At 53.8% G+C, this 25,456-nt stretch carries 16 protein-coding genes and 1 pseudogene; 5 read left to right on the forward strand and 12 right to left on the reverse strand.

Features of this window, described 5'->3' with window-relative positions; all coding sequences use genetic code 11:
- Positions 1-29 precede the first annotated feature (29 nt).
- A complete protein-coding gene (locus tag BLR64_RS05725; RefSeq protein ID WP_167360608.1) occupies positions 30-881 on the forward strand; it encodes a helix-turn-helix transcriptional regulator in 852 nt (283 codons plus the stop codon).
- Positions 882-1,306: 425 nt separating this feature from the next.
- On the opposite strand, the gene BLR64_RS05730 is transcribed toward BLR64_RS05725, so the two are convergent.
- The 4 genes from BLR64_RS05730 to BLR64_RS05745 form a co-directional block, all read right to left on the reverse strand.
- A complete protein-coding gene (locus BLR64_RS05730; protein WP_090713071.1) occupies positions 1,307-7,957 on the reverse strand; it encodes an S-layer homology domain-containing protein in 6,651 nt (2,216 codons plus the stop codon).
- Positions 7,958-8,162: 205 nt separating this feature from the next.
- Positions 8,163-9,002 (reverse strand): carbohydrate ABC transporter permease, encoded by an 840-nt coding sequence (locus tag BLR64_RS05735; RefSeq protein ID WP_082707787.1) that lies wholly within the window; start codon positions 9,000-9,002, stop codon positions 8,163-8,165.
- 15 nt (positions 9,003-9,017) lie between these two features.
- Complete coding sequence (locus BLR64_RS05740) at positions 9,018-9,956, reverse strand: carbohydrate ABC transporter permease (RefSeq protein WP_090713073.1); 939 nt, start codon at positions 9,954-9,956, stop codon at positions 9,018-9,020.
- Between the two features lie 69 nt (positions 9,957-10,025).
- Positions 10,026-11,375, reverse strand: a complete 1,350-nt coding sequence (locus BLR64_RS05745) for an ABC transporter substrate-binding protein (protein ID WP_090713075.1) — start codon at positions 11,373-11,375, stop codon at positions 10,026-10,028.
- A gap of 357 nt (positions 11,376-11,732) precedes the next feature.
- Here BLR64_RS05745 and BLR64_RS05755 point away from each other — a divergent pair, with 357 nt between their 5' ends.
- Positions 11,733-13,460, forward strand: a complete 1,728-nt coding sequence (locus tag BLR64_RS05755) for a cache domain-containing sensor histidine kinase (RefSeq protein ID WP_090713079.1) — start codon at positions 11,733-11,735, stop codon at positions 13,458-13,460.
- A gap of 32 nt (positions 13,461-13,492) precedes the next feature.
- Positions 13,493-15,142 (forward strand): AraC family transcriptional regulator, encoded by a 1,650-nt coding sequence (locus BLR64_RS05760; protein ID WP_090713081.1) that lies wholly within the window; start codon positions 13,493-13,495, stop codon positions 15,140-15,142.
- 486 nt (positions 15,143-15,628) lie between these two features.
- On the opposite strand, the gene BLR64_RS05770 is transcribed toward BLR64_RS05760, so the two are convergent.
- Positions 15,629-16,567, reverse strand: coding sequence for a glycoside hydrolase family protein (locus BLR64_RS05770; protein ID WP_090713083.1), 939 nt, complete (start codon positions 16,565-16,567; stop codon positions 15,629-15,631).
- Positions 16,568-16,837: 270 nt separating this feature from the next.
- Positions 16,838-17,074, reverse strand: a pseudogene (locus tag BLR64_RS31205) (MarR family winged helix-turn-helix transcriptional regulator); the annotation flags it as partial.
- A gap of 271 nt (positions 17,075-17,345) precedes the next feature.
- Here BLR64_RS31205 and BLR64_RS05780 point away from each other — a divergent pair.
- A complete protein-coding gene (locus tag BLR64_RS05780) occupies positions 17,346-18,434 on the forward strand; it encodes a low temperature requirement protein A (RefSeq protein ID WP_090713087.1) in 1,089 nt (362 codons plus the stop codon).
- Between the two features lie 170 nt (positions 18,435-18,604).
- Here the strand turns inward: BLR64_RS05780 and BLR64_RS05785 are convergent, their stop codons facing one another.
- Positions 18,605-18,979: a MerR family transcriptional regulator gene (locus BLR64_RS05785; RefSeq protein ID WP_090713089.1), complete on the reverse strand. Its 375-nt coding sequence runs from the start codon at positions 18,977-18,979 to the stop codon at positions 18,605-18,607.
- Positions 18,980-19,115: 136 nt separating this feature from the next.
- On the opposite strand from BLR64_RS05785, the gene BLR64_RS05790 reads away from it, so the two are divergent.
- Complete coding sequence (locus BLR64_RS05790; protein WP_090713091.1) at positions 19,116-20,057, forward strand: SDR family oxidoreductase; 942 nt, start codon at positions 19,116-19,118, stop codon at positions 20,055-20,057.
- A 101-nt stretch (positions 20,058-20,158) separates the two neighbouring features.
- Here BLR64_RS05790 and BLR64_RS05795 read toward each other — a convergent pair whose 3' ends face one another.
- The 5 genes from BLR64_RS05795 to BLR64_RS05815 form a co-directional block, all read right to left on the reverse strand.
- A complete protein-coding gene (locus BLR64_RS05795) occupies positions 20,159-20,434 on the reverse strand; it encodes a sensor histidine kinase (RefSeq protein WP_090713094.1) in 276 nt (91 codons plus the stop codon).
- Positions 20,435-20,461: 27 nt separating this feature from the next.
- Positions 20,462-21,376, reverse strand: coding sequence for a phosphotransferase (locus tag BLR64_RS05800; protein WP_090713096.1), 915 nt, complete (start codon positions 21,374-21,376; stop codon positions 20,462-20,464).
- A gap of 155 nt (positions 21,377-21,531) precedes the next feature.
- Positions 21,532-23,394, reverse strand: a complete 1,863-nt coding sequence (locus BLR64_RS05805) for an ABC transporter ATP-binding protein (protein ID WP_244157624.1) — start codon at positions 23,392-23,394, stop codon at positions 21,532-21,534.
- Entirely contained in the window at positions 23,363-25,129 is a 1,767-nt protein-coding gene (locus BLR64_RS05810; RefSeq protein ID WP_090713098.1) for an ABC transporter ATP-binding protein, read from the reverse strand. Before BLR64_RS05810 ends, BLR64_RS05805 begins: the two co-directional genes overlap by 32 nt.
- On the reverse strand, positions 25,129-25,431 hold the full coding sequence (locus tag BLR64_RS05815; protein WP_090713100.1) for a hypothetical protein: 303 nt from the start codon (positions 25,429-25,431) through the stop codon (positions 25,129-25,131). Before BLR64_RS05815 ends, BLR64_RS05810 begins: the two co-directional genes overlap by 1 nt.
- Positions 25,432-25,456: the final 25 nt, after the last annotated feature.

Here is a 25,456-nt window from a genome sequence, read left to right on the forward strand (position 1 = left end):
ATTGTGATGAATCGGAAGGGGCAGCCGAAATGAAGCATTCGGAGTACTATCAGCCGTTTCAGGGGGATATTCTGGCCGGAATCGGCAATTCGCCGGTCTCCCCGACCAGGGATTTTCATATCCATGACCACTATGAGATTTTTCTGTTTCTGGGCGGCAGGGTGAACGGCTTCGTGGAGCAGTACAGCTACCCGCTGCAGCGCGGCGATGTGCTGATTTTTAACAACCATGAAATCCATAAAATCATTAATCTGACCCGGGAGCCGTATGAACGGTTAACGGTCCATTTCCGGGCTCCGCAGATCTATCCCTTCTGCACTCAGGCAACCAACCTGCTCGCCTGCTTCCAGAACCGCCAGCCCGGTGAGCATAATCTTGCGCATATGGAGGAGCCGCTGCTGAGCGAGTATCTGGACTTGTCCATGCGCCTGATTGAAACGGTGGAGCAGCCGAAATACGGCAGCGAGGTCCTTTCTCTTACTTATCTGATCCAGATTCTCGTGCTTGTAAATGAGCTGTACGCCCGCACCCGCTCTGCTGTTGCTACCAGCGTCATTTCACCGCATATCCAGGCAGCCATGAGCTACATTGACGGCCATCTGCAGCTGCATTTGACACTTGAACAGATTGCCGGCGAGCTCGGTCTGGATAAATATTATCTCAGCCACATGTTCAAGCAGCAGACCGGAGGAACCCTCTACCGCTACGTCCTGCTCAAAAAAATTACCTTAGCCAAGCAGCTTCTGTCCGCCGGCACCTCTGTTTCCGACACCTGCTATCTGACCGGGTTCAACGATTATGCCAACTTTATCCGCACCTTCAAGAACATCACCGGCATCCCGCCGGGCAAATACGGCAAGCTGGCGGAGCGGACGGTTTGAGTAGCGGGTCTCTGGTCTGAGCTTTGGGCTTTGGGCTTTGGGCTTTGGGCTTTGGGCTCCTGGCGGTTAGCAGCTAGTGGTTGGCCACAGCGGTATTCTCTTTTGGTTTCAGCTGGCCGTATGCCGGGAACGGGACCCATATGCTCATAGTTAAGTGGAATTTCTCCACCTATTTCTCAACAAAACACCTCTCACAAGGTATTAGTGGGAAAAACTCCACTTAAAATGCACGTTCTGCCCTCCTGAAGCCTGATTTGCCCAAAGTAAGCGGAATCATTCCAACTATTCATCGTTTTTATTAAAAAATACTGAAATTAGGTGGCAGAAATCCACCTAATTCCTCAAGTGCTCCTTTCTTCGTCCTCCCGCCCAATAAAAACCCGGCAGCCTGCAATAGCGCAGGCTGCCGGGTTTTTAATGCATGCCTACTGCTGCTTCAGCAGGTTGTAGATCACCTGTGCACTTTCGGCACGGGTCATCAGCGCCTGCGGAGCAAACTGCCGGCCGCCGCGTCCCTGCAGAAGCCCTGCCTCTACAGCGATGCCAACTGCCTCCTCTGCCCAGCCGCTGATTTGCAGCTGATCACTGAACGATCCGGCAGAAGCTGCCTGTGCTTTCTCTCCCTGCAAATACTCGTATGCCCGCACAACCATCACGGCCATTTCCTCTCGTGTAATGCCGCTGTCCGGTACAAAGGTATCTGCCGTGCGTCCAAGCACAATGCCTGCCTGATTAACGGCAGCAATGCTGTCAGCATACCAGGCACCAGTCTTAACATCCTGGAATGCCGTAGTGCTTCCATCCGCAGCCTCCAGACCGAGCGCCCGGGCGATCATCGCCGCGAACTGCGCTCTTGTCAGTTGCCCTTGCGGAGCAAACTCGTTGGCAGAAATCCCTTTAATAATATGTCTGGCGGCCAGCGACTTGATTACGCTGTTAGCCCACATGCTGCTGCTGACATCCGCAAAGCTCCTGTCATATTCCAGCACTGCATATTGGCTGAAATGGCTCACTGCCGCTGTCATTTTTCCGTCCTTCAGCGTGCCGCCAACATACTGGAGGCTCCCATCCCCGGCGATATAATACACGCCAAGCAGTTCGGGGTTGGCATCCGTGTCAACACTGAAGGTCAGACGCAGCGGTACATCAAACGCTGTTACCTTTACAGCAGTGCCGTCTGCAGCAACAGTCTCCAGACTGAAGCTGATAATATCCCCTGCCGCAGACAAGCGGAGCGAGCTGTCCGCAGCCTGATTGTTGATCAGCTGCTCCGCTGCTGCAGCTGGTGTCTTCAGGGCTGTCAGCCTGATGCGCACCTGATCAGCCTGAGCCTGACCTGCTGCAGCTTTCTCAACAATGCTCTTCAGCGCATCAGGAGTGAATTCTACAGCAGCATTGCTCCAGGCCAAGCGCAGTGTATTGCTGCCCGTCAACCCCTGAATCCCTGCCGGAAGCACAACGGATTCTGTACCTTCAGCCAGCTGAACCGTAACGGCTCCGTCTGCAGCGGCAGGAATATCCTTCTGTTCCAGCGTCCGCACAGTCTGCACTGCAGGCGTCGGTGTTGGCGATGGCGTAGCCGCCACCGGTGGAGCAGTCTGCACAGGCGTATCCGTCGGTGCCGGTGTAGGTGTCGGCGAAGGCGTCGGAGTTGGTGTTGACGGAAGCTCTTTCTCAGCAACAGTAACGGTTCGGATAACTTCAACCGCTGCATTACCGGCTGCATCGCTCACATTATAATGGTAGAGATAAATACCTGCTTCCGTGGTATCCAGCGCATTTACCGGCTGGCCACCCGTCGTGATGGTCGTTATAATCTGACCGGTAAGGTCCCCATCCCGGTCATCCGATGCTGTCGCGCCGGCATCGGTATACGCCGTACCGTTTGCCAGCTGTACAGCTGGCTCACCAAGCAGGGTAATGACCGGTTTTACCGTATCCGGATCTTCAGCTACAACTACTTTTCTCGTTACTTCCAGCGCCTTATTACCGGCATCGTCACTGACATTATAGTGGAAGGTGTAGACATCCGCTTTAGCCGTATCCAGCGCTGTCAGCCCGTATACCTCACTGCTGACCGTAGTGATGATCCGGTCTGTCAGATCGCCGTCCACCTCATCGGCTGCGGTCGCTCCGGCATCTGTATACTCCGATCCGAGCTTAACATTGACCACCTGATCTCCGTTCAGGGTAATGACCGGTGGTGTTACATCCGGCTCCGGCAAGGTAATCGTACCGCTGGCCGAACCCGTAGCCAGCGCTTCACCTTTGCTTAGCGTTACAGTAAAGCTGAAGCTTCCCGCAGTGTCCTCTGTCGCTTCCTGGAAGGCAGTAAAGGTCACGTCACCCAGAGTCATACCTGTTTCACTCAAGCCTTCCAGCCCGGAAATCGTCTGCTGCAGCCAGGCCTGCACAGCCTCTTCACTGTTGGCTTCCTCCTTCTTCACATTAAAGGCTGCTCCTTCGATAATGCTCTTAGCCTCATTCACAGCCAGCTCATTAGCAACACTGGTCTTGTCTCTGGCAATAGCCACATAGCTGACCAGCGCGGCCTGATTGCCGGAGTAGGTGTTGTTAATGGTATACTTCACCGTTCCGCTCACCGGCAGTGTGAAATCATGGTTAAGCAGGACGCCGTTCGGTCCCGCAACCAGTCCGGTCCGGACAGTCTCGGTTACCGGCTTACCCTCAGCATCGTTATAGCTGACGGTAATATCCATTGTGCGGTTAGCATTGCTCCACCAATCTCTATGGAAGGAAGTAAGGGTATATTTACCGGCTTCCAGCGGGAACAGATACACCAGCGGATTGTTTCTGGTGTTGGAGCCGTAGACCCCGGTCTGTGACTTATCCGTCGTAACCACCGCACCTCCGAGCCCTTTCATGCCGTAATTTGCTCCGATATTGGTGTGTCCCCATATGGTATCTCCGGTTGAAAGCTGATCCGCCTGCTCATTCAGCATTCCGGCACCCACAAAATTCTTAATAACGGAATAAGGCGGAGTAACTCCTTCCGCAGCTACGCCTGGATCAACAAAATAAACCAGGCCCTGCGGCACCACCTCTACGTAAACAACCGTCTTGAGGCTGCCGTACGTACCGGTAACCGCCACTCTGTCATACGGCGTATCAAAGCTGACTTCAGCCGTATTCCACTTCACGGTTACAGGCAGCTTGCTGCCGTCCGCCCGTGTCGCTTCCACCTGCTGCGGCAGAACAGGCAGCTGTCCGGCATACGTTGCGGTATCCGGCAGAACGGCCAGTTCCCGCAGGTCGCCTGTTGCCAGCTGATTCTGCGCCGAGATCAGACGCTCTGCCAGCTGCGCTGCGCCTTCCTGGTCCAGCCGGTAAGCGGCAATATCAGCCAGTGCACCCTCGGCACTGTCCAATGCAGCAGTGAACAGCTGCCAGTCTGCCTCCGTATATTCTTCCAGCTTCACGATTTCCTTCGCTGCACTCACCGCTGCGGCAAGCGCTGCCGTATCCGGTGAGCCTTGCACTTCCCCGGAGACAACAGCTACGGCATCCACAAGCAGCGTGCCGCTCAGCACCTTAATCTGCACCGTATGCTGGCCGTATTTCAGCCCGCGCAGCGCATAGGTCTGATAAAGCTCCTTCGAGGCCATCGTTTCCGCTGACTGTACAGCAGTCTTGCCGTCCACCGTCACCTCAAGCTTCGCTGATCCGTCATTTGGCCCCAGAATATCCAGCCCGGTGCCTTCAAACGTATACGCAAGCGTCGCACCTGCTCCCTGGCTGGTAGAGGTGGAACGCTGATAGATGAACATGCCGGCGCCGTTGGTATGATTCCAATTCCCGCTGTAGGCCAGCTTGGGATTCGGAGCAGCAGCCAGATCATACATTTCCAGATTGTCCAGCAGCTCGGAATAATACGGTGCATAGCCGTCAACCGTCTCTACCTTCAGGTTGTCGAACCGGACATGATAATAGCCGCTGGCCAGATCAACCCGGCCGGACAATTCAGGAACCGGATCGGTATAGGCAGCCAGCTTCACCCCGTCCAGATAGGCGGTAACGGTGGCTCCGGCAACCTGTATTGCAATGTTATGCCAGGCGTCATAGGCTGTATTGACGCCTTCGATTTTCACGCCGCCGGTCCCTGTCGCCGCATTCCCGCTGGCCACGGCCCCGCCGTTCACCAGCAGCTGCCAGCCGCCGTCGAACCAGAATTTCAGCACATATGGAGTACCTCCGATAGTGTGCGAGCTGCCGCCGCCCTGATAACGGGCGCCAATTGCCGCGTAATTGGCACTTCCCTCAGTGCTGTTATGCTCAAACGAAACGTCTACGCTGGCTTTGTAGTTCGTCCAGCGGTTGTCGCCGATAGCTGTAACCGGATCACCGCTGTTCCATGTGCCGCCAAGGCCCATAATGCTCCGGTCCAGCTGCTGGCGGAGAACATAATTATCCGATCCGTCCGGCAGATAAGCCTCAAATGCACCGTTGCGGTCATGGGTATAGCGCGGAATGGCCCCCTTTGATCCGCCACGGGAGTCGATATAGCTCTCGGTGCCTGCTGCCTTTCCGTCTGCCCCGATCTTCACCACTGTTTTACCGGAATAATCAAAATCATCGGCATACAGGAATTTGTCTCCGGTATCCGGCACCGCTCCTGTTGCATCGGTATCAAGCACCGTCCGTTCGCCTTCCACAGGCAGCGGGGTGTTGTACTCTGCTTTGTCCTTAGTATCCAAAGTGGTGACCGTTACCGTCGAATACGGCTTCACCTTTACGGTGTACACACCGCCGCCGTCTGCGGCAACATTACCGAGATACTGCATGTAATTGCTGTTGAACGCTTCTCCGGCATCGGCGGCACGGGTCTCCCATACCTCTAAGGAAGGAGTGCCGGCGTAAGCCATATTGACGGCTTGCAGCTTGTAGGTTTTTGTGTATTCGCTGTCATTTACAATGACGGTCGAGAAATCGCTTTTGTCAGGGGAAGCAAGCGTAATATAGCTTGGCGTTCCGTTGCGACCGTTGACCGGATTGGTTCCGGTAGCCCCGGTGGAGCTGGCCTTGGCAACGGCTCTCCAGATGCCGGCCGTATTGTCTTCATTTTCCCAGCCCAGCTCTGCGAACCGGCTGTAATGCTGCAGAATCACCAGGCCGGCATCATAGTGAATCCAGCCTGACCAAGGGTCGCGTGCGCTGACCAGCTCCTTGAAGGAATATTGTCCGCCTTCATAGAAGGAGCCGATTGCCGGCTGGTAAATAAAATGGGTACGTCGTGAATTCACAAACCCTTTAATAATCGTGTTGCTCATTTCCAGCGGGCCGCCCACCCCGCCGATGCCCGTTCCGGCAGCTGTAGGGTCCTTCACATTGTTGTTGGGACGGAATGCCGAGTTACTGAATGTAGCCTGCGCCTCGCTGTTCCAGATTTCAATGTCATACTGCTCGGCAAGCTTTTTGAAATTGCCTGCGGCATCGTCATCGGTGTTGTAATGGTATCCGGCTATCGGTACGGCATTGCGAAGCGACTCATCGGTTACCATTGCACTGCCGAAGGAGCCGATGCCGACCTCATCGGAAATAACCACCTGAATCCGGTTATACAGCGCCTGCTCCTCTGCGCTGGCAAAGCCTTCTTTATCCGTCTTGACCTTATCCGCATACTGTTTGGTCCAGTCTAAATCCGGAGCATGCTCGTTAATGTACGGATTGACGTAGTTGGTCATATAACCGTACTGGCGGTACGCCTCCAGAATCGTGTTTTTGTACCAGGTATAGATTTTGTCGTTGTTATCCGCCCAGGCCGGAGCGCTCCAGCGCAGAATGCTGACCTTCAGGTCCGGATTGACGGCCTTCGCATCCGCTGCCAGCTGAAAGCCGGGATGGCGCTTCACATTAACCTCTTCATCCGCTGTGCGCATTGTAGCCGGATCAGGTCCGGTGGAGTTGTTGCGGTCATTGCCCATTTCAATTTTGACATGGGTCATGAGCGGATGCTCTCCGCCGAACAGGATCTGCAGCATTTCCGCATACTTTTCCGGCTGCTCCGACTTGTAATCCATGAGGAGCGCACTGGTGCTGTTGGCGCTCAGTACGCCGAAGCCCTTGAACGTAAGACCGTTCTGATTGTCCGCCTGAATATCATTGCCGTTCAGCAGAACCTGCACCATGGAGGCCGCAGTCGCCTTGGCATCATCGAGGATGGATTTAATTCCCCCTTCAGCAATGGCGAACCAGCTGAGGACCGGTTTTTCACCGGAGACGTAAGCATATGTCAGCGTAATAGGAACGCTGGTGTCCACATCTGCCGGAACGGTAAACTCGCCGGAGTTGATTTTGGACGCATTGACATTGAACTGGCTCAGTGACAAGGTGTGCTTGCCGCCGCTTGTGTCCTGGTACTCGATCCGCGGCTGGATAACCCGCGAACGGCTGCCGTACCAGTCGTGGAAGCCGCTGCTCAGCGTATAGGTTCCGGCTTCAAGCGCCTTAAGCTGGTAGACGATATTGTCGTTAGCAGCGCGTACACCGACTACCCACACAGATGGATCTGTTGCCGGATCGGTGTGTCCGCCGTCCTTGGAATTTTTGATCTTCTGCACGGAATCGTCGAAGCCCCAGTCCGTGGTCCCGCTGACATAGCGCTGATCCGGCGTCTGATTGATCAGGTTCCCGCCGCTGAGCGCTTTGACCGCTTCATACAGCGGGGAGGCTGTAGGCCCGTTCCCCACCGAGTCTCCGCCCCGGCCGCTGTCCACAAAATAGGCCAGCGGATAATCGGCAGGCGGAATGACCAGAGCGCTGGCGGTAACCGGACCGCTGGCCGTTGTTCCGCTTACGGTTACTGTTTCATACGGCACAGCAAAGGTGTCTTCCCCGATATTCCAGCTGACAGCTGTACTGCTGCCTCCGATATTGATACTGGCCGGCAAATTGGTGCCAGCCGCAGTCTTCGCTCCCATATAGGCGGCTGCGTAGACGTTATCAACCGTTGCAGCAGAGGCGGACGGCTGGCCGAGTCCCGGGAACATCCCGAACACGAGCATCGCAGTCATCAGGATGGAAAAAAGCTTTTTGCCGGATGATGGCTTTCTGTTCATTCACTTGTCCTCCTTCAAAATGTAAAGTGGGCAAACCAAAATACAAAGAAAGCGTATACATACCACTGTAAAAAGCATGCCTTGGACAGCTGCCGCACAGGTTGTATAATCTCAGAATGCTCCGGACGGCCGTACAAGGCATAGACAAACAAACCTGGCAGCTTGCGGGTAAGGCAACTGCCAGGCTTGCACATGCTGTAATTCTCTAACCCTTAATCCCTGACGCAGCAACGCCTTGAACGAAGTACTTCTGCAAAGCGAGGAACACAATAACAACCGGAATGATCGACACTACGCTGGCCGCCATAATCAGCCCGTACTCAGCGGAATACTGGGATATGAACATGCGAAGTCCAATCTGAATTGTCTTCAGCTCGGTTTTGGTCAGGTAGATCATCGGCCCGAGGAAGTCATTCCAGGTATTGACGAAGGTGAAGATCGTCAGTGTCGACAGGGCCGGCTTGGACAGCGGAAGCATAATTCTGGCCCAGATTCCGTATTCGCTGAGGCCGTCGATCCGTGCCGCTTCACATAATTCATCCGGCACACCCTGATAGAACTGGCGCATCAGGAACACCCCGAATGCCGAGAAGGCCTGCAGTAGGATAATCGCCAGATGGGTATTGTTCAGCCCGAGCGAACGCATCATGATGAACTGCGGCACCATGTAAGCCTGCCAGGGAATAGCGATGGTAGCGATATAGCCCAGGAACAGGATATTTTTCCCCTTGAACTGCAGCTTGGAGAAGGCATACGCTGCAAAGCTTGAGGTCAGCAGCTGCAGAATCGTAACGACTACGGACAGCTTCGCCGTATTGTAAATGAACTTACCGAGCGGAATCCGGGTCCAGATGTCCACGAAATTTTGCCAGCGCGGCACATCCGGGATCCACTGCATCGGGAAGGAAAAGACATCCTTGTTCATCTTGAGTGATGAGGACAGCATCCATACATAAGGAATCAGCATACAGAAGACTGCTGCAGCGAGCAAAGCATACACTAACACTTTAACGCTGACTCTGATGATTTTATTTGAACCTACCATATCGTTCTTATCCTCCTATTGTCCGTACTTCTTCTCGCCGCGGAACTGGACGATGGTAATACCAAGCACCAGCAGGAACAGCACAATAGCCATGGCGCTGGCATATCCGTAATCAAGCGAACGGAACGCCGTGTTGTAGATTTGATAGACCATTACTCTTGTTGAGTCGTTCAGCTGATTGTCGGCGCCGGCAAACAGGTTGATGAAGATATCGTAGACCTTGAACGAATTAATGACCAGAATCATCAGGACAAAGAACGTCGTTGGTGCCAGCTGCGGAACCGTCACATTGCGGAACCGGCTCCAGGCATTAGCGCCGTCGAGCTCAGCGGCTTCATATAATTCCGGGTTGATCCCCTGAAGACCTGCGAGGTAGATGACCATGTAGTAGCCCATGTTTTTCCAGACAGTAAACAGGATAACGGTGAACATCGCCCACTCTTTATCCGCCGCCCAGCGGGGGAGATCCTCAATCGGCACGCCGGAGATCAGATGCAGGATGTTGTTGACAGGGCCCATAGTCGGGCTGAAAATAAAGTTCCATACCGCCGCCACCGCTACAAGCGATGCGACATAAGGGAAGAAGAAGACAGTACGCATAAAGTTTCGGGCAATAATCTTCTGGTTCAGCAGAATCGCCAGCGCAAGGGCAACGGCCATCGTAAACGGCACAACGCCGATTGTATAGACAATGGTATTCCATAGCGCTTTATGGAAGGTGGTATCCTTGATCAGCCGGGTAAAGTTATCCAGGCCGATGAATTCCATCGGATTGGCCCCGTCCCATTTCACAAATGCCAGGACAAAGGCAAAGAACATAGGGACAAGCGTAAAGATGGCGAAGCCGATAAAATTCGGTGCGATAAAGCTGTATGCTACCAGATGATCCCGGACGCCCTTGGACAGTATGCTTTTTGGGGCTTTTTTTGGTCTAAGTACGGTTTCATTTTGCATTCGTTCTCCTCCAAACCTTTTACCTTCTATGCAAAGGGCGGGCATGGCCCGCCCCCTGATAATCACTGCCTAGTTGTTCAAAAGCGCCTGCACACGGGTATTCATATCCTTCAGGCCTTCGTCAATCGTCGCATTTTTGGTCATGATGTTGTCATGCGCTTCATTCAGGATCACTTCGATGTCGGCACTCTTTTCATGCATAGGCATTTCCAGGTAAGTCTGCACAGTGGTCAGGGCAGCCTTGCTGTTCTCGTCGGCAGGGAAGCCTTCGATGGAAGTGATCGAGCTGATAACCTCATCGTTTTTGATCGCCGGAATAGTACCTGTGGAAGCAATGACAGAAGCGCCGTCTTCACCGGTCACGAATTTCATGAAATCCAGGGCAGCCTCCTTGTGCTCGGATTTCTGGTTAACCGCCAGGGAAGTGATTGTTCCCAGTGTAGTTCCTGCTTCAACACCGTCTGGATGCGGATATTTCACGATACCCCAGTTAGTTGCCTGGGACTCGCCGCTCTTCACCTTTTCAATCTGGGTGGCGATGAACCAGCTGCCCATGTTCATCATGGCAACGGAGTTGTTGTAGAATACGCCGGAATAGTGCGTGCTGGAGGTCTTCAGTGTTGCATAATCCATTACGATGCCGTCTTCCTGCTCTTTCAGGATGCGCTCATAGGTAGGCTTCAGGAAGTCGTAGCTTCCGTCCACTACGGTGTTCTTGCCGTCCAGGATGCCGAACAGCTGAACCGCACTGCGCCATGTATGATAATGCGCACCGTATACCTTTTCTGCGCCGCTGCCGGAGGTCATTTTTCTGGCCAGCTCATCGTATTGCTCAAACGTCATATCGTTGCTCGGATATTCAACCCCTGCTTTGTCGAAAAGGTCTTTGTTGTAGTACACGATCCAGAAGTCACTGCGGAAAGGAAGCGCATAAACCTCATCGTTCACTTCAATCTGCTCTACCGTACCGCCGTACAGTGCAGGATCAATGCTGTTCGTGTCCATGAACCCTTTTAACGGCTCAAGATGATTCTGCTTCACCAGGTTGGAGTAGCCCGGAATGTCCTTGATGGTCAGGATATCGAGATCGGCACCGCCGGACAGCTGCGTGCTCAGCATGGTCATATAGTCGGTGGAACCAAGGTCAACATACTCGATGGTCACGTTCGGATGCTCTTTCTGGTAAGCCTCGATCAGCGGTTTATAGTAAGCGGTTGCTTCCCAGTCCCACAGCGCCCATTTTAAAGTAACAGGCTCTTGGTCCGGTTCGGAGGAAGCGCTTGCATTAGTGCCGGCGGCGGGAGCGTTTGTTGCAGCGGCATTGTTCTGGGCATTATTGTTGTTGCCGGAGCAGCCTGCCAAGAGGCCCACGGAGAGCACTGCAGTAAAGGTCATGCCATACAATCTTTTGTAATTCATTGAATTATCCCCTTTTCTTCTTGTATTGTTGACCAGCCATCATCTTCTGAAGCTATTTCACATTCTACCGGGTTACAGCGGGAGATGGGATGTATTTTCCTGCGCAGATCATTCACTTTTATGTCCTGTTTGCGCTTTCATTGTCCTGGACCTGTAATTTTCTATTCAAAACCTGTAAAATTTCGGCTTCCTTCCTCCCCCTCTATTTTGCAATACCGGAATATGCTATGGTGGTTATAACGCTTTTTGCAGCAGCATCCGATAATCTTGTAAACGCTTCACTACATTTCTTGTGTACCAAAGGAGAGAATCACCACGATAAGAAGATCTACTATTAAAAGCCGCATCATCCTGATCATGATTGTGTTTGCGCTGCTTATCGCTACCCTGCTGTCCTTTTTCAGCTATGAGCTCATTTCCTATTATCAGCGCAAAACGACAATTCAGGCAACCGAGTTCAATCTGCAGCTTGTCTCCCATATTATAGAACAAGATCTGCTCAACCTGTCCGTTCTGGCCATGACGAGCAGTACGAATTCTCCAACCAATACGCTGCTGGCGGATTATTTCGAATCACCGGATGCCAAAGCCAGGGATGCGCTGGATGTATTCAGCTCGATGCAGGAGGATTTCCAGATTAACCGTTCCTATAATTATGTCCGCCGGCTGATCGTAACCGACAATAAGGGAAAATTTCTGCAGCTCGACAATTCAGTCAGTATATCCACTCCGCTTACCATTCACAATATCGGCCAGATTACCGGACTGAACAACGAGACTACAGAGGAATTTGACCAGGTGATCAAGGACCCGCTCTCCACCGCCTATGGCATTCCGTTTATTCTGCCGATATACGGCGACCGCGCTTCCCGGATCGGAACCGTCTACCTGCTGGTCAACACCTCCGTCATTACCGACAAGCTGAAGGGCTACACCCTGCCGGAGGATTCGCGTCTGCTGCTGACGCTTGGTACCAATCATTATGAGATTATCGGTGACAAAATACAGCCCGTTACAACCCCATATCACCCGGTCGCTTATACGCAGGATGAGCCTGTCGGCCCGATGACCAGGCTGTCTGAAATCAGCCTTGAAGGTGAGGAGCGGACGCTGGCCGTCTCCTACGTGGTCAGAAGCGGAGTCGAGCTGACCCAGACGATTGCCGGCAACCAGTTCGCGCCGAAGGCAAATATATGGATACCGATTATGTTCGGCGTCTGCCTGTTAGTGCTTGTGCTTAGCGGTATCATTACCTTGTATCTGACCCGGACGATCAGTCTGCCGGTCGAGAAACTGAAGAAACGGATCGACAAAATCGCCCAGGGGAACTTCCTGCTCGACCGCAACATTGAGTGGAACAGCGAGCTTGGTGATGTCGGCAGGGGGATCAACCGCCTGTCCCAGGACATCATTGCCCTGATGGACAGCAGGCTGGCCGATGAGAAGCAGAAGCAGGAGCTGGAGTACCGGATGCTGCAGAACCAGATCAACCCCCATTTTCTCTATAACACGCTGAATTCGATCAAATGGATGGCTACGATTCAGAACGCCACCGGCATTGCGGAAATGACGACCTCCCTGTCGAGGCTGCTGCGCAGCATTGCCAAAGACAACCGCCGCCTGCTGCCGCTGCGAGACGAGCTGAACCTGCTGGAGGATTATTTTCTGATCCAGAAATACCGCTACGGAAGCACTGTAACGATGGTGCAAAGCATTGCGGACGAGGAACTGCTGGGCGGGCTGATTCCGCGCTTTACCCTGCAGCCGCTGGTGGAGAACGCGATTTTTCACGGCATTGAGCCCAAGGGCAGAGGCGACATCCTGATTACCGTGGCCAAAAGCGGCTTCGGCGACATTCTGATTACAGTCGAGGATAACGGGATCGGCATGGAGGAGGAGCAGATTACGCATATCCTGTCCAAGCCGGAGGAAGGGTCCAAGGGGCTGTTCGAGAACGTCGGGCTGCGCAGTGTCAATGAGCGGCTGCAGCTGGCGTTCGGGGAGCCTTACGGGCTGTCGATTGAGAGCAAGCCGGGACAATATACGCAGATGAAGCTTCTTATCCCGTTCCAGCTGAAGGAATAGTCTGTACTACTAAAAGCAAGGAAGTGATACGTTTGATCAAGCTGCTGATTGCCGATGATGAGGCACTGGTCTGCATCGGCCTGCAATCCATGCTGAAATGGGAGCAGTATAACATAGAGATTGTCGGCATTGCCCACAACGGGGCCCAGGAGGAGGAAATGATCGACACCCTCCGCCCGGATATTGTCATCAGCGATATCAAAATGCCGATCAAAACCGGTCTGCAGGTAGCAGATTCTGTCCGCAAAAAATACGGCCGCGTTCCCCTGTTCATCATCCTGACCAGCTACGAGGAGTTCGAATATGCGCGCAGCGCCATTGAAGTGCAGGCTGCCGATTATCTGGTAAAGCTGGAGCTGACGCCGGAGACGCTGGCCGCCTCCATTCAGCGGGCGATTACCCTGCTCGGGGAATACCAGACAATCGAGAGCTACCCCAAACTGGTGCACCGCGGCAACCTGCAGGCCGAGCGCGATAAATTTTTCGTCCGGCTGTTCAACAATCTGTTCGAGAACAAGAACCAGTACCTGCTGCAGCAAGAGGACCTCGATCTCGACCTCAGCGAATCTGCTTATGTAGTATGCACCTGCCGGATTCTCGGGCCGGACACCGTCCCGCCGCGCGGGGATAAGCTGGTCGCGCTCTGCTCAAGCACGGTGCAGATGGCCAAGGATACGCTTACGTCCATCAGGCCCTGCCATGTAACGAGCCTCGACCTGCGCAACTTTGCCGTGACCCTCCCTGTCTGCGGAACCGATCCGCAGCTGTGGATGCCGGACACCCAGAAGCTGCTGGCCGACATGGCCTCCGTCCTTCACAACTATTTCAATGTGACGATTATCGGGGCGATCGGCTTTGCCGTGGAGGACCCTTATCTGCTGCGGGAGAGCTATCTTGCCGCCCGCAAGGCGCTGCCGGCTGCGGTGAAGGCCCATTCCTTCGTCTTCTTCTCCGAGGGCAAGCCGCCGGAGCAGGACTTTCCGTTGTTTGATTTCTCGGAGTCGCGCTCCGAGATCCGGCGGGCCTTTGAGGAGATGGATACCCAGGCGCTGTACGCCATCATCTCCAGAATGATTGAAATCTTCGACGGCCGGTCAGACCTGCTTGTTCCCGCCACGGACGCAGCCTGCAATATTCTCTACATGGCTACCTCGCTGCTGGCCGACGGCGAGGAGATCGTGGAGCATATCTTTGAGCATGACCCGGAGGGCTACCGGGCGATCTATCAGATGCACACTATCGAAGAGATTGCCGGCTGGCTGGTCTGCTTCCGCGACGGCGTCTCGGAAATGCTGTCCACCCGCAGGCAGAGCTACAAGGAGCAGATCGTCAAGAATGTCCAGGAGTACATCAAACGCAACCTCGGCTCCAAGCTCTCGCTTAACCAAGTGGCCGATGTCTTCAATTTCAGCCCTAACTACCTGAGCCACCTGTTCTCCAAAACGGCCAAGGTCAATTATGTGGAATACATCACCGAGACCAAAATATCGGCCGCCAAAGAGATGATGCTGCGCGGCGAAGGCCGGATCTATGAAATCTCTCAGAAGCTCGGCTATGAGAGCGCCTTCTACTTCAGCAAGGTATTCAAAAAGGTAACCGGCATGTCGCCGCGGGAGTATATTCAGCAGGCGGAGGCAGGTGCAGCGTCTGAGCGGGGTGTGCAGGAGAATGGGCGGGGCTGAGCGCCGGTTGATAAGCAGCAAACGTACCAGCCGCAAAAAACCTTCAGGGATGATGTGTCCCTGAAGGTTTTTTGACGTCTGACAGGCTGCATGAGCAGGGCTCGCTTTTCGCCAGCCTGTGCCATTATTCTATTCTGTTGTACCTGCTGCTACTCGATCTTTCCGCCCTCAACCACCAGCTCATCGGTATAGCCTTCACCGTATACCTCATTCAGCGTCGCCTTATAAGCCTCTTGGATGAACTGCTCCTTGCCCAGCGTCTCCAGCTCGGTGTTAAGCCAGTTCAGCAGCTCGGTATTGCCCTTGGCTACTGCTTATGTCAGCATATTCAGCCCAGTATTCGCAGCCGGAGAGGCGATAAGGTTGCTGTGGTCCGTTAGCGTAGCCTGAAGAGTTACTTTCCGGTAAATAAGGGCTCTGCGGTCCGTTAAGACTGCAAGATCCGGATGGATTCAAGAGCACGGACAACCCAACCAAATCTGCGCATTAATCCTGATCCGGCAGCAGCCGGAGCTCAAATGCCTCGTTACGGTCGCAGACAAGCACGCCGTCAATTACATCCAGCCGGGCAGCCTGAACCGAGGAGCGGCGGCTCTGGTATCTACCTTCAGGGGTGTCTTCGCTCTCGCTGCCGTCTCTGCCGGGATGCGTGAAGTAGAAAATATAAGCCTCATCACCCTGCACGACCACATCTGCATGCAGCCCGATAGTACCATCATCCTCACGGCTTCCCGGCTGGTCCAGGATCAGACCGTTACGCTCCCATGTCTCCAGGTCACCGGAACGGAAGACGCCCTGCCCGCGCCATTCGTCTACAATCATCCAGTAGTGGTCTTTGAACCGGAAGACGTTGGCCCCTTCATGCGGCCGTCCGGTGATGACAGGTCCGGTAACCTCCCACTGGTACAGGTCCTTGCTGTCCGCTGCATAGGTATGCGACCCGTTCGCCTCATCCTTGTACCACATGCGGAACCCGCCGCCGGGCAGCTCATGGATGCAGGCATCGATTACCCGGTCCGAGCTCAGCTCAAGCCGGGAACGGAAGTTCCACTCCAGCAGGTTAGTGCTGGTATAGTGGAGCATGTCGCGCCGGTGGCCGGCCCAGCCGGACGGAATGCCCTGAATGTAGCTGACGTACATATGGTACAGCCCTTCATGCCAGATAATCTCGGGTGCCCAGAACGTATTGCGGCCCCATTCGATATCGAGCCCCTGCAGGGTGCCGCGGTATAGCCAGCTTGTCCCGCCGTCGCGCGAGGAAGCAACACCGAGGTCTGTACCGTGTACCCAGGCCACACCTTCTCCCTCCGCCGTCACTCTGCGGTTCGTATAGATCATCCACCATTCCTGTGCTTCCCGGTTCCAGATGATGACCGGATCAGCCGCCCCGTCGTATACCGGGTCCCTGAATAAAGGTGCCTTCATTGTGTTATCCTCTCCTGCAAATGTTATGCGCCGCTCGGGAGCTGCTTATAATACTACACTATTCTTATCTGCCCGATAATCTCCCTGAATGATTACTTTGAATGGTGAGAGCAGCCGTTAAACCGCAGTTGCTGTCTCACTCCTCACCGTTCACCATCATAGCCGGAGATCTGAGCCGGGCGCGTATTACTTCCGTTATCATATATAGCCGTCAGGTTGAATCCGGCAGAACGCATTTAAGAAGTTGCGCCAAAGAGATGTTAATGTATCCTAATTGGCGTCCAACGCTGCGAACTGCACTTTTTCCTCATCACTAAGATTTTCTGTTGTAATCTCTTCCATCCTGTTCCAGACCTGAGTAACGCCAGATTCAATTTCAAGCCCTGCCAGGGTGAGCGAGACGAGGGTTACCCGACTATCTTCTTCCGAGCGGCTGCAGGTGACAAGCCCCGCGTCTTCCAGCCGGCGAACGGATTTCGCAATGGTAGAGTGGTCAAGGCGCAACGCTCTCGAAAGACTATTCTGTTACTGGCTGTCCCGTTGCCAGAGCTGCATTAGTACGAGCTCCTGCCCGGGACATAACCCTGCTTCCTGTTAAATTGTTATTTATGGAAAACAGGGAACCGGGCGTTTCTCTGGTGTGTACGGTCTCCTCTAACACACTGATATCTTGACTTGTTCTCAGCCAGTCTTGCGGTAATCCAGAGAAAGCCATTATGATAGGGAAAACAAACAGCAAGCCGGAAATCATCCGGACGGCTAAGGAGGCCTGATGCACATGACCGAGAAGAAAGTAACCTGGCTGGAGCTGTTCTATGATCTGCTCTTTGTCGCCGCGGTGGCTAAAGCCAGCCATGTGCTGCTGCACGTAGAGGACGAGACCCTGTCCCTGGAGACGCTGGGCAAATTTGTACTGATCTTTATCCCGATCTGGTGGGCCTGGGTGGGACAGACCTTGTTTGTTAACCGCTTTGGGCAGGATAGTGTTCCACACCGGATTTTTCTGATTATCCAGTTATTTTTTGTCCTGATCATGACAGCCAGCCTGAACGTTGATTTCGATGCCACCTATCTTTCCTTTCTGATCGGCTACATCGGACTGCGGGCGATGACTGCCGTGCAGTATCATTATGCGCATGCCAAGGAAGAAGGGCATTTGCGGGCTACTGCCCATTATTTCGGGACCCGCTTTTGGATCGGACTGGCCATCTCCGCCTGCTCCCTGTTCTTTGATTCCTGGGTGCGTTATGCCGTGCTGTATGCCGGAATTGCACTTGATATTATCCTTCCGCTGACCGGCAGAAAGATTCTCCTCAAGACCCCGACGAACACTCATCATCTGCTGGAGCGCTTCTCGCTCTTCGCGCTGATCCTGCTCGGCGAATCTGTGGTCAGCATTCTCGCCGTACTGAATTCCAGCTCCTGGACCCCGCAGTCGGTGACCTTTGCAGCATTAACTTTTGTGCTCATTATCGCGATGTGGTGGCAGTATTACGACAATCTGGAGAAGAAGGTTAATAAGCATGTACAGACCGCAGGACAGACGATTATCTATGGCCATCTGTTCATCTTTCTCTCGCTGTGTATGATTGCCGCCTCGATTCAGCTTCTGTTCCTGAATGAGCTGCATTACGGGCTGATGCTGAATTTGTTCTTCGGGTCTGTCGTACTCTATTTTGCCTCGACGACACTCGTCTTTCATGTCTACAGGCATAAGCAGCACCGGCTGGGTATTACGCATCTGTCCCTGCTGCTGGGGATTTTGATCGGCTTCTACATTGTTAATCTGGTGTTTCACGTTCCGAATGTGGTAATGATGGGCGAAATGGCGCTGTTCTTCGCCGTCTATGCCAAGATCACGACGTAAGTCCGTACAAGAAAAGGCTGTGCCCGTGAGATCTGAAAGAAGGATCTTGCGGGCGCAGCCTGTTTATTGGCATTCTGCGGGAGGTTTGTACTTTTGCGTTCTCAAATTCTCAATTACATGCCGTGCTCATGTTATGTATTCACTTAGAGACCACTCTAACTAAATAGCTGCTAAATCTCTCGCAGCAGGTCCATATTATTGGTTTCGTATAAGGCGACCTTCAAATCGATAATGTTCAGATTTTTCTTCAATTCATCCATTTGCCGCAGCACTTCCTTACGGTGCTCGATCATCATGCTGCGCCGTGTGTCCTTGGTAGCATCGCCTTCCATAATCAATTCGATATATCTTTTGATATCTTTGATAGGCATTGCGGTGTTCTTCAGGCAGCAAATCACTTTGACGAGCAACAAGTCCCCATCAGAGAATATTCGTTTTCCCGCCGCGTTGCGTCCCACAAAGGGCAATAATCCCTCCTTATCATAAAAGCGGAGTGTATGTGCCGTCACGCCGCAAAGGGCCGCTACTTCATTAATGCTATACATGATCTTCACCTCCCTGATAGGGTTTTAAAGACTGCTTGACTTCGATAGTTCTCTAAGTATTAGCATTAAGTATAGCGAACGGATGGACCACTTTCAATTCAAATGCCGGACGTTAAGACGAAGGAGTGAAGGAAGAATGAATAAATTCCCGAAATGGACAGCAGCAAATATCCCCTCTCTGCAGGGCCGCTCAGCTATAGTTACAGGTACCGGCGGACTCGGCTACGAAACGGCCCTGGAGCTGGCGAAACATGGAGCTGAAGTCATACTCGCCGGACGCAACGCCGCTAAGGGAGCGGAGTCAGTTAAAAAGATCCGTAGCATCGTTCCCTCAGCTATCATACGCTTTGTAGAACTGGATCTTGCCAATCTGGCCTCGGTGCAGGCGTTTGGTGAACAGATGAATAAAGAACGGCAACATCTTGATCTTCTGATCAATAATGCAGGCGTAATGACACCGCCTACCCGCCAAGTCACGAAAGACGGCTTTGAGCTTCAGTTTGGCACGAATTATCTGGGACATTTCGCGTTGACGGCGCATCTGATGCCTTTGCTGCGCAAAGGAAATAAGCCGCGAGTCGTTAGCCTGGGCAGTATTGCCCACCGCAGCGGGTCTATTCATTTCGATGACCTGCAATTTGAACGCCGTTATCATGCAATGGAGTCTTATGCCCAATCCAAGTTAGCAATGATTATGTTTGCACTGGAGCTGCAGCGGCGCAGCGAAAGATTCGGTTGGGGAGTGATGAGCATTCCGGTTCATCCTGGAGTATCCCGCACCGACTTGCTTCTAAACGGGGCTGGTCCTAAAAGCTCTGCTGGAAGAACCCGCAGACTGTTAGGACCGATCTTGTTCCAGCCGGCAGCGCAAGGTGCACTTCCGTCGCTGCTTGCTGCCACTTCACCGGACGCAAAGGCCGGAATCTATTACGGTCCAGCCAGACTCGCGGAAACGAGAGGTCTGCCAAGGCCAGGCAAGCTGGCTCCGCAGGCATTGGACACTGCTGTAGCCTCCAGATTGTGGGACCTCTCCGAACAACTAACCCAGGTAGTTTTTGAAACAATGGCGAAGGTATAACGTTTTTTTACGGGGGATGGAATAGATGTGAATGGCACTAAACTAACGCACAGCGGCAGCCTAAGACTTTATTTATTGAGTCTTGTTCTGCCGCTGCTTCGTTAAACAGGAGCATCAATTATGACACTGGTCCCTTTGCCTGCTGCGCTTATGAACGCTATGTCCCTGGCTTCACTGCCAAAAAACAAACTCAGGCGCTTGTTGACGTTCCCCTGCGCTCCTCCCGTTTCCATAATGCCAGGCATAATCGCATTCTCCACCAGCGGCTGCAGGGTAATCTTGGGCAGCATACAACTAAGGAGGCTGTCATGGCTTATAAGCAGCTGCTTCGCCAGCGCATGGACCCGCTCCGGCTTCACCCGGTTCAGCGGAAGCACGAATCCAAGCTCCCCTAAATAATGAGCCTAATCCGACAGTGCCCGCATGATGTTGGATTTCGCTTCTGCCGCAATGTCTTCATTCCCGTCATCGACCGCTTGCATTAAGATCAGTATGGGGATGTATACCGCGATCAGCCGCGCCAGCAGCTTTGTTTCCTCGTCCGCTCCTCCGTACGTTTCGAAAAACACGCCGCGAGCGTAAGGTGGAAAAAAGCTATAAGCAACGCTCAAATCGCAAGCCGGATGGCCTACGCTCAGATCGCCCCAATCAATGATGCCGGAAACGATTCCGTTCTCATTCACAAGCATATTTTTGAAATGAAGATCGCCATGCAGCAGTACATTCACCGGTTCGACACGGTCCTTTTGCAGCCTGCTTATATACGCTTCGATCACACCGGACTCCTCCGGCGACAAGTGTTCAACCACCTTCGATAGAAAGCCCTCCAATTTCACTTTGCGCGATGCTATGTCCGTCAAGTTTCGATGATCTTGCTGAACTCCGCACTTCAGCGCCGCCTGCACCGGAAACTCATGCAATCTCCGCAAAAATTTCGCCAGCGCCTCTGCCGATAAAGCCCGGCGTTCTTCAGTCAAACCGATTGGGAAATCTCCTGGCATGTAGGCATAGCCAAGAAATGGTGCCGGGTATTCGTCACTTGCTTCGCCATAAAACAACGGTTTCGGATAGGGGATGGTTATATATGCCTCCAGCTTCGGCAGCAGTTTCCCTTCCATTCGAATCGAGCCAACTGCAATCGTTCTTCTTGGAAACCGGAACACGTACTCGTCACCGATGAGAAAAACCGTATTGTCCCAGCCCCAGCCCAATCGCTTCACTTGCTTCGATGACAGCTGAGGGAATTGTCTGCCGATCAGCGTTCGCGCCTGCTCTTCGTTAACCTCCCACTCCGCATCCCATACATTCGTTCCTCCCATGAATTGTCTGCCTCCTCGTTCCTTGCGTTATTTAGATGTTTACATTCCCTGAAAGTTGCGTATAGCTGCCCGTTAGGGAGCTTAACAAAAATAAGTATAAGAGAAGAGCAGCCTTCCTCCCTGAAGAAGAATAGCTGCTCTCAATAGAGGCGTTTCTAGCTTGCCGTCCCCGATACAAACTGGTTCTGGTACATCTCATAATAAAAGCCCCGGCGGTCCATCAGCTCCTCATGGGTACCGCGCTCGCTGATCTGTCCGTCCTGGATCACCAGAATGGCGTCGGCCTCACGGATGGTGCTCAGCCGGTGGGCAATGACAAAGCTGGTCCGGCCCTGCATCAGCTTGCGCATCGCCTCCTGGATATGCAGCTCTGTCCGTGTATCTACATTGCTGGTCGCCTCATCGAGAATCAGAATCGACGGATTGGACAGCACAGCACGGGCGATGGTCAGCAGCTGCCGCTGCCCCTGGCTAAGGTTGCCGCCTTCGGCATTCAGATACGTATCGTAGCCGTTCGGCAGCTTCCGGATGAACACATCGGCATTTGCGAGCTTAGCCGCTTCCTCAACCTCCCAATCCGTAGCTTCCATCCGCCCGTACCGGATGTTGTCCCGGATCGTCCCCGAGAAAACGTAGGCATCCTGCAGCACAAGGCCGATCTGTGACCGGAGCGTCTGCTTATCCAAATCACGGATATTGTCACCGTCTATCAGAATCCGCCCGGACTGGATTTCATAGAAGCGGGTCAGCAGATTGATAATCGTTGTTTTGCCTGCTCCGGTCGGGCCGACAAGTGCCAGCATCTGGCCGGGCTCGGCGTGCAGGGAGAGATTCTTCAGCACGGGTACCTCAGGTTTATAGCCGAAGCCCACCTGCTCGAATACCACCTCGCCCCTGATCCGCCGGGTTGCCGTGTCTTCCTGTTCCCCAGACATTTCCGGCTCCAGATCCAGCACTTCAAACACGCGCTCCGCCCCGGCAACCGCTGACTGGAACAGATTGTACTGGTTGGCGAGCTGGTTCAGCGGCTGGCTGAACTGGTTGGAATAATTGAGGAAGCTGACAATAATACCGATCGTGATCATTTCATGGTAAGCAAAAATACCGCCCGACACCGCGATAACAAGGAAGGTCAGATTGCGCATCGCGTTCATCATCGGGCCCATGGAGCCGGAGAGGGTCTGCGCCTTCACTCCGACGGCCCGCAGCCGTTCATTGATCTGCCGGAATTGGCGGACTGCCTCCTCCTCACGGCCGAATACCTTGACGACCTTGAGGCCGGAGATATTTTCCTGGACGAAGCCGTTCACCTCGCCGAGATGCTGCTGCTGCTCCGAGAAGTAGCGGCGGGTATGGACGGAGATTTTTTTAACAATAAACGTAATAAGCGGGACGGTCAGAATGGTAATCAGCGTCATCCACACGCTCAGACTGAGCATCATAACCAGACAGCCGGCCAGCATCAGCACACTGGCAATCAGCTGGACTACTGTCTGATTCAGCGTATTGGAGACGTTGGCAATATCGTTGACGGCCCGGCTCATCAGCTCGCCGTGGGTGCGCTGGTCGAAGAACGATACCGGCAGCCGCTGATACTGCTCGAACAGATCTTGCCGCATATTTCGGACCGTATTCTGGGACAGGCTCGAGGCTGTATATTGCTGAACCCAGGTGAAGAAAGCGCTCAGGGCGTATACGCCCAGGAGGATCATGCCCATCCGGAACATTCCTTCAAACCGGCCGGGCACGATATAGTTATCGAACAGCTTGCCGATCAGATAGGGACCCGCAAGCGAAAGAGCAGTAATCAGTACGGTACACACAATAACCCAGGTGAGTGCCCCGCGCTCCTGCTTCAGGTAGCCCCAAATCCGCCGCAGTGTGCCGAAGGTATCCTTGGATCTTACTTTGGGTACGCCGCCGTGCATATGCCCCGGACCCTGGCGGAAGCCCATCTGGTCGAACTTTTGCGGCATTTTGCCTTGGTTAGACGGACTGGACGGCGGGTTCGCTGACATAAGGCACCTCCTCTGAGCCGAACTGCGACCGGTAAATCTCCTGATATACCTTGCAGTTCTGCAATAATTCCTCATGGGAGCCGCTGCCTGCGATCTCCCCGTCATCGAGTACGATGATCGTGTCCGCTTCCGTAACGGACGATATTTTCTGGGCGATCAGGAAGGTCACGGCCTCTGCCGTAATATCCTTCAGCGCACCCAGCAGCTGCCGCTCCGTCCGGGCATCCAGGGCGCTCATGCTGTCATCCATGATCAGCACCGGCGGCCTCACGAGCAGCGCCCGGGCAATGGACAGCCGCTGCTTTTGCCCGCCGGACAGGTTGACGCCCTTCTGTCCGAGCTTCGTCTCATAGCCTTCCGGCAGTCTGCTGATAAAATCATGCGCCTGGGCGATTCGCGCCGCCGCTTCCACCTCGGCCTGCTCTGCATCAGGCTTGCCGAAGGCGATATTGTCGCGGATCGTGCCGGTGAACAGGAAGGATTCCTGCAGAATCATCCCGATCCGCCGCCGCAGCTCCTGCAGCGGAAGCCCGCGGATATCCTGTCCGTCAAGCTGAATGGAGCCTGACGTAACGTCATACAGCCGGGGAATCAGCTGGACGAGCGTGGTTTTGCCGGAGCCGGTTGCCCCGATAATGGCCACCGTTTCTCCGCGCTCAGCTTCAATATTAATCCCCTGCAGCACCAGATCCTTCGGATCGGATGAACCGTTATAGGAGAAGGATACATTCTCCAGCTTGACACTGCGGCCTGGCAAAGAGCATTCGCTTTTTGCTTCAGCAGAGCGGATATGCGGCTGTGCAGCCAGCACCTCCTGAATCCGGTCAGCCGACACCTTGGCCTGTGACACGTTCATCAGCAGACTGCTGACCATGAGGAGAGAAGATAATACCTGGACTACATAGTTTACAAAAGCGACCAGATCGCCTGCCTTCACCGAGCCGAACGATACCTGGTTCCCGCCGTACAGCAGCACGGTTACAAGGCAAGCGTTCATAATCAGCGTGACGATCGGGGAGTTCAGCGCAATAAAGCGGGCTGCCCGGATCGAGACCCGGGTATACTCCCCGTTGACCTCGCGGAACCGTCCTGTTTCATAGCCGGCGCGTACAAAAGCTTTGACGACCCGGATTCCCGCCAGATTTTCCTGAATCCGTGTATTAACGGCATCCAGCTTCCCCTGCACCGCCGAAAAAATCGGAGTTGAAAAACGGATCAGCAGCGCGACTACAGCAATCAGGACAATCAGCGTGCCCAGTAGAATAAGCCCAAGACGACGGTTGATAATCAGCGCCATAACCACACTGCCGATCAGCAGGCTGGGTGAGCGGACGAGACCCTGCAGGCCCATCTGCACCAGATTCTGCACCTGCACGACATCGCTGGTCATCCGGGTCATCAGCGAGCCGGATTTGAAGGCATCGACATTTTCAAAGGAAAAGGTCTGCACCTTCGTGAACAGCGCTTCACGGATATCGGCGCCAAAATTCTGTGAGGCCCGGCTGGCAAAAAAGTTGCACAGCACGCCGGTAACCAGCCCCAGCAGAGCAACGCCCAGCATCAGAAACCCGGTCTGCTCAATAACGCTGAAGTTGCGGCTCACAATGCCGTTATCAACGATATGTGCAGCCAGCGTAGGCTGAAGCAGGTCAAAAAAGACCTCCAGCATCATGAACAGCGGAGCCAGAATCATAAATTTTAGATACGGCTTCAAATAACGTCTTAATTCCCACATCATGAATCCCCTTCTGGCGTCTGAGGCTCATCCGCTTCCTTGCGGCGCAGCTCAAAATGCCGGGTATACTCGTCAATCACCATCTCTACCGCCTTGAGCTCACCGAGCAGCACCGGTTTGATCTCCTGGTATTCCGGCGCTTCCACCTGCTGCTTCAGCGTTGCTCTTTTCACCTCAAGCACATTCAAAAATTCCAGCGCCCGCCCGCGGCGGAACGTCTTGGCTCCGTCATGGTGCCTGCCTTTATGCCGGCCTTCGCAGTTACGCTCACCAGGCCCGCCGTGCTCCCACTGGTCTTTCATGCTCGAATCCCTCCTTCGCTAACCT

It is taken from the genome of Paenibacillus typhae (genome assembly GCF_900099765.1).
Lineage (GTDB): Bacteria > Bacillota > Bacilli > Paenibacillales > Paenibacillaceae > Paenibacillus_AQ > Paenibacillus_AQ typhae.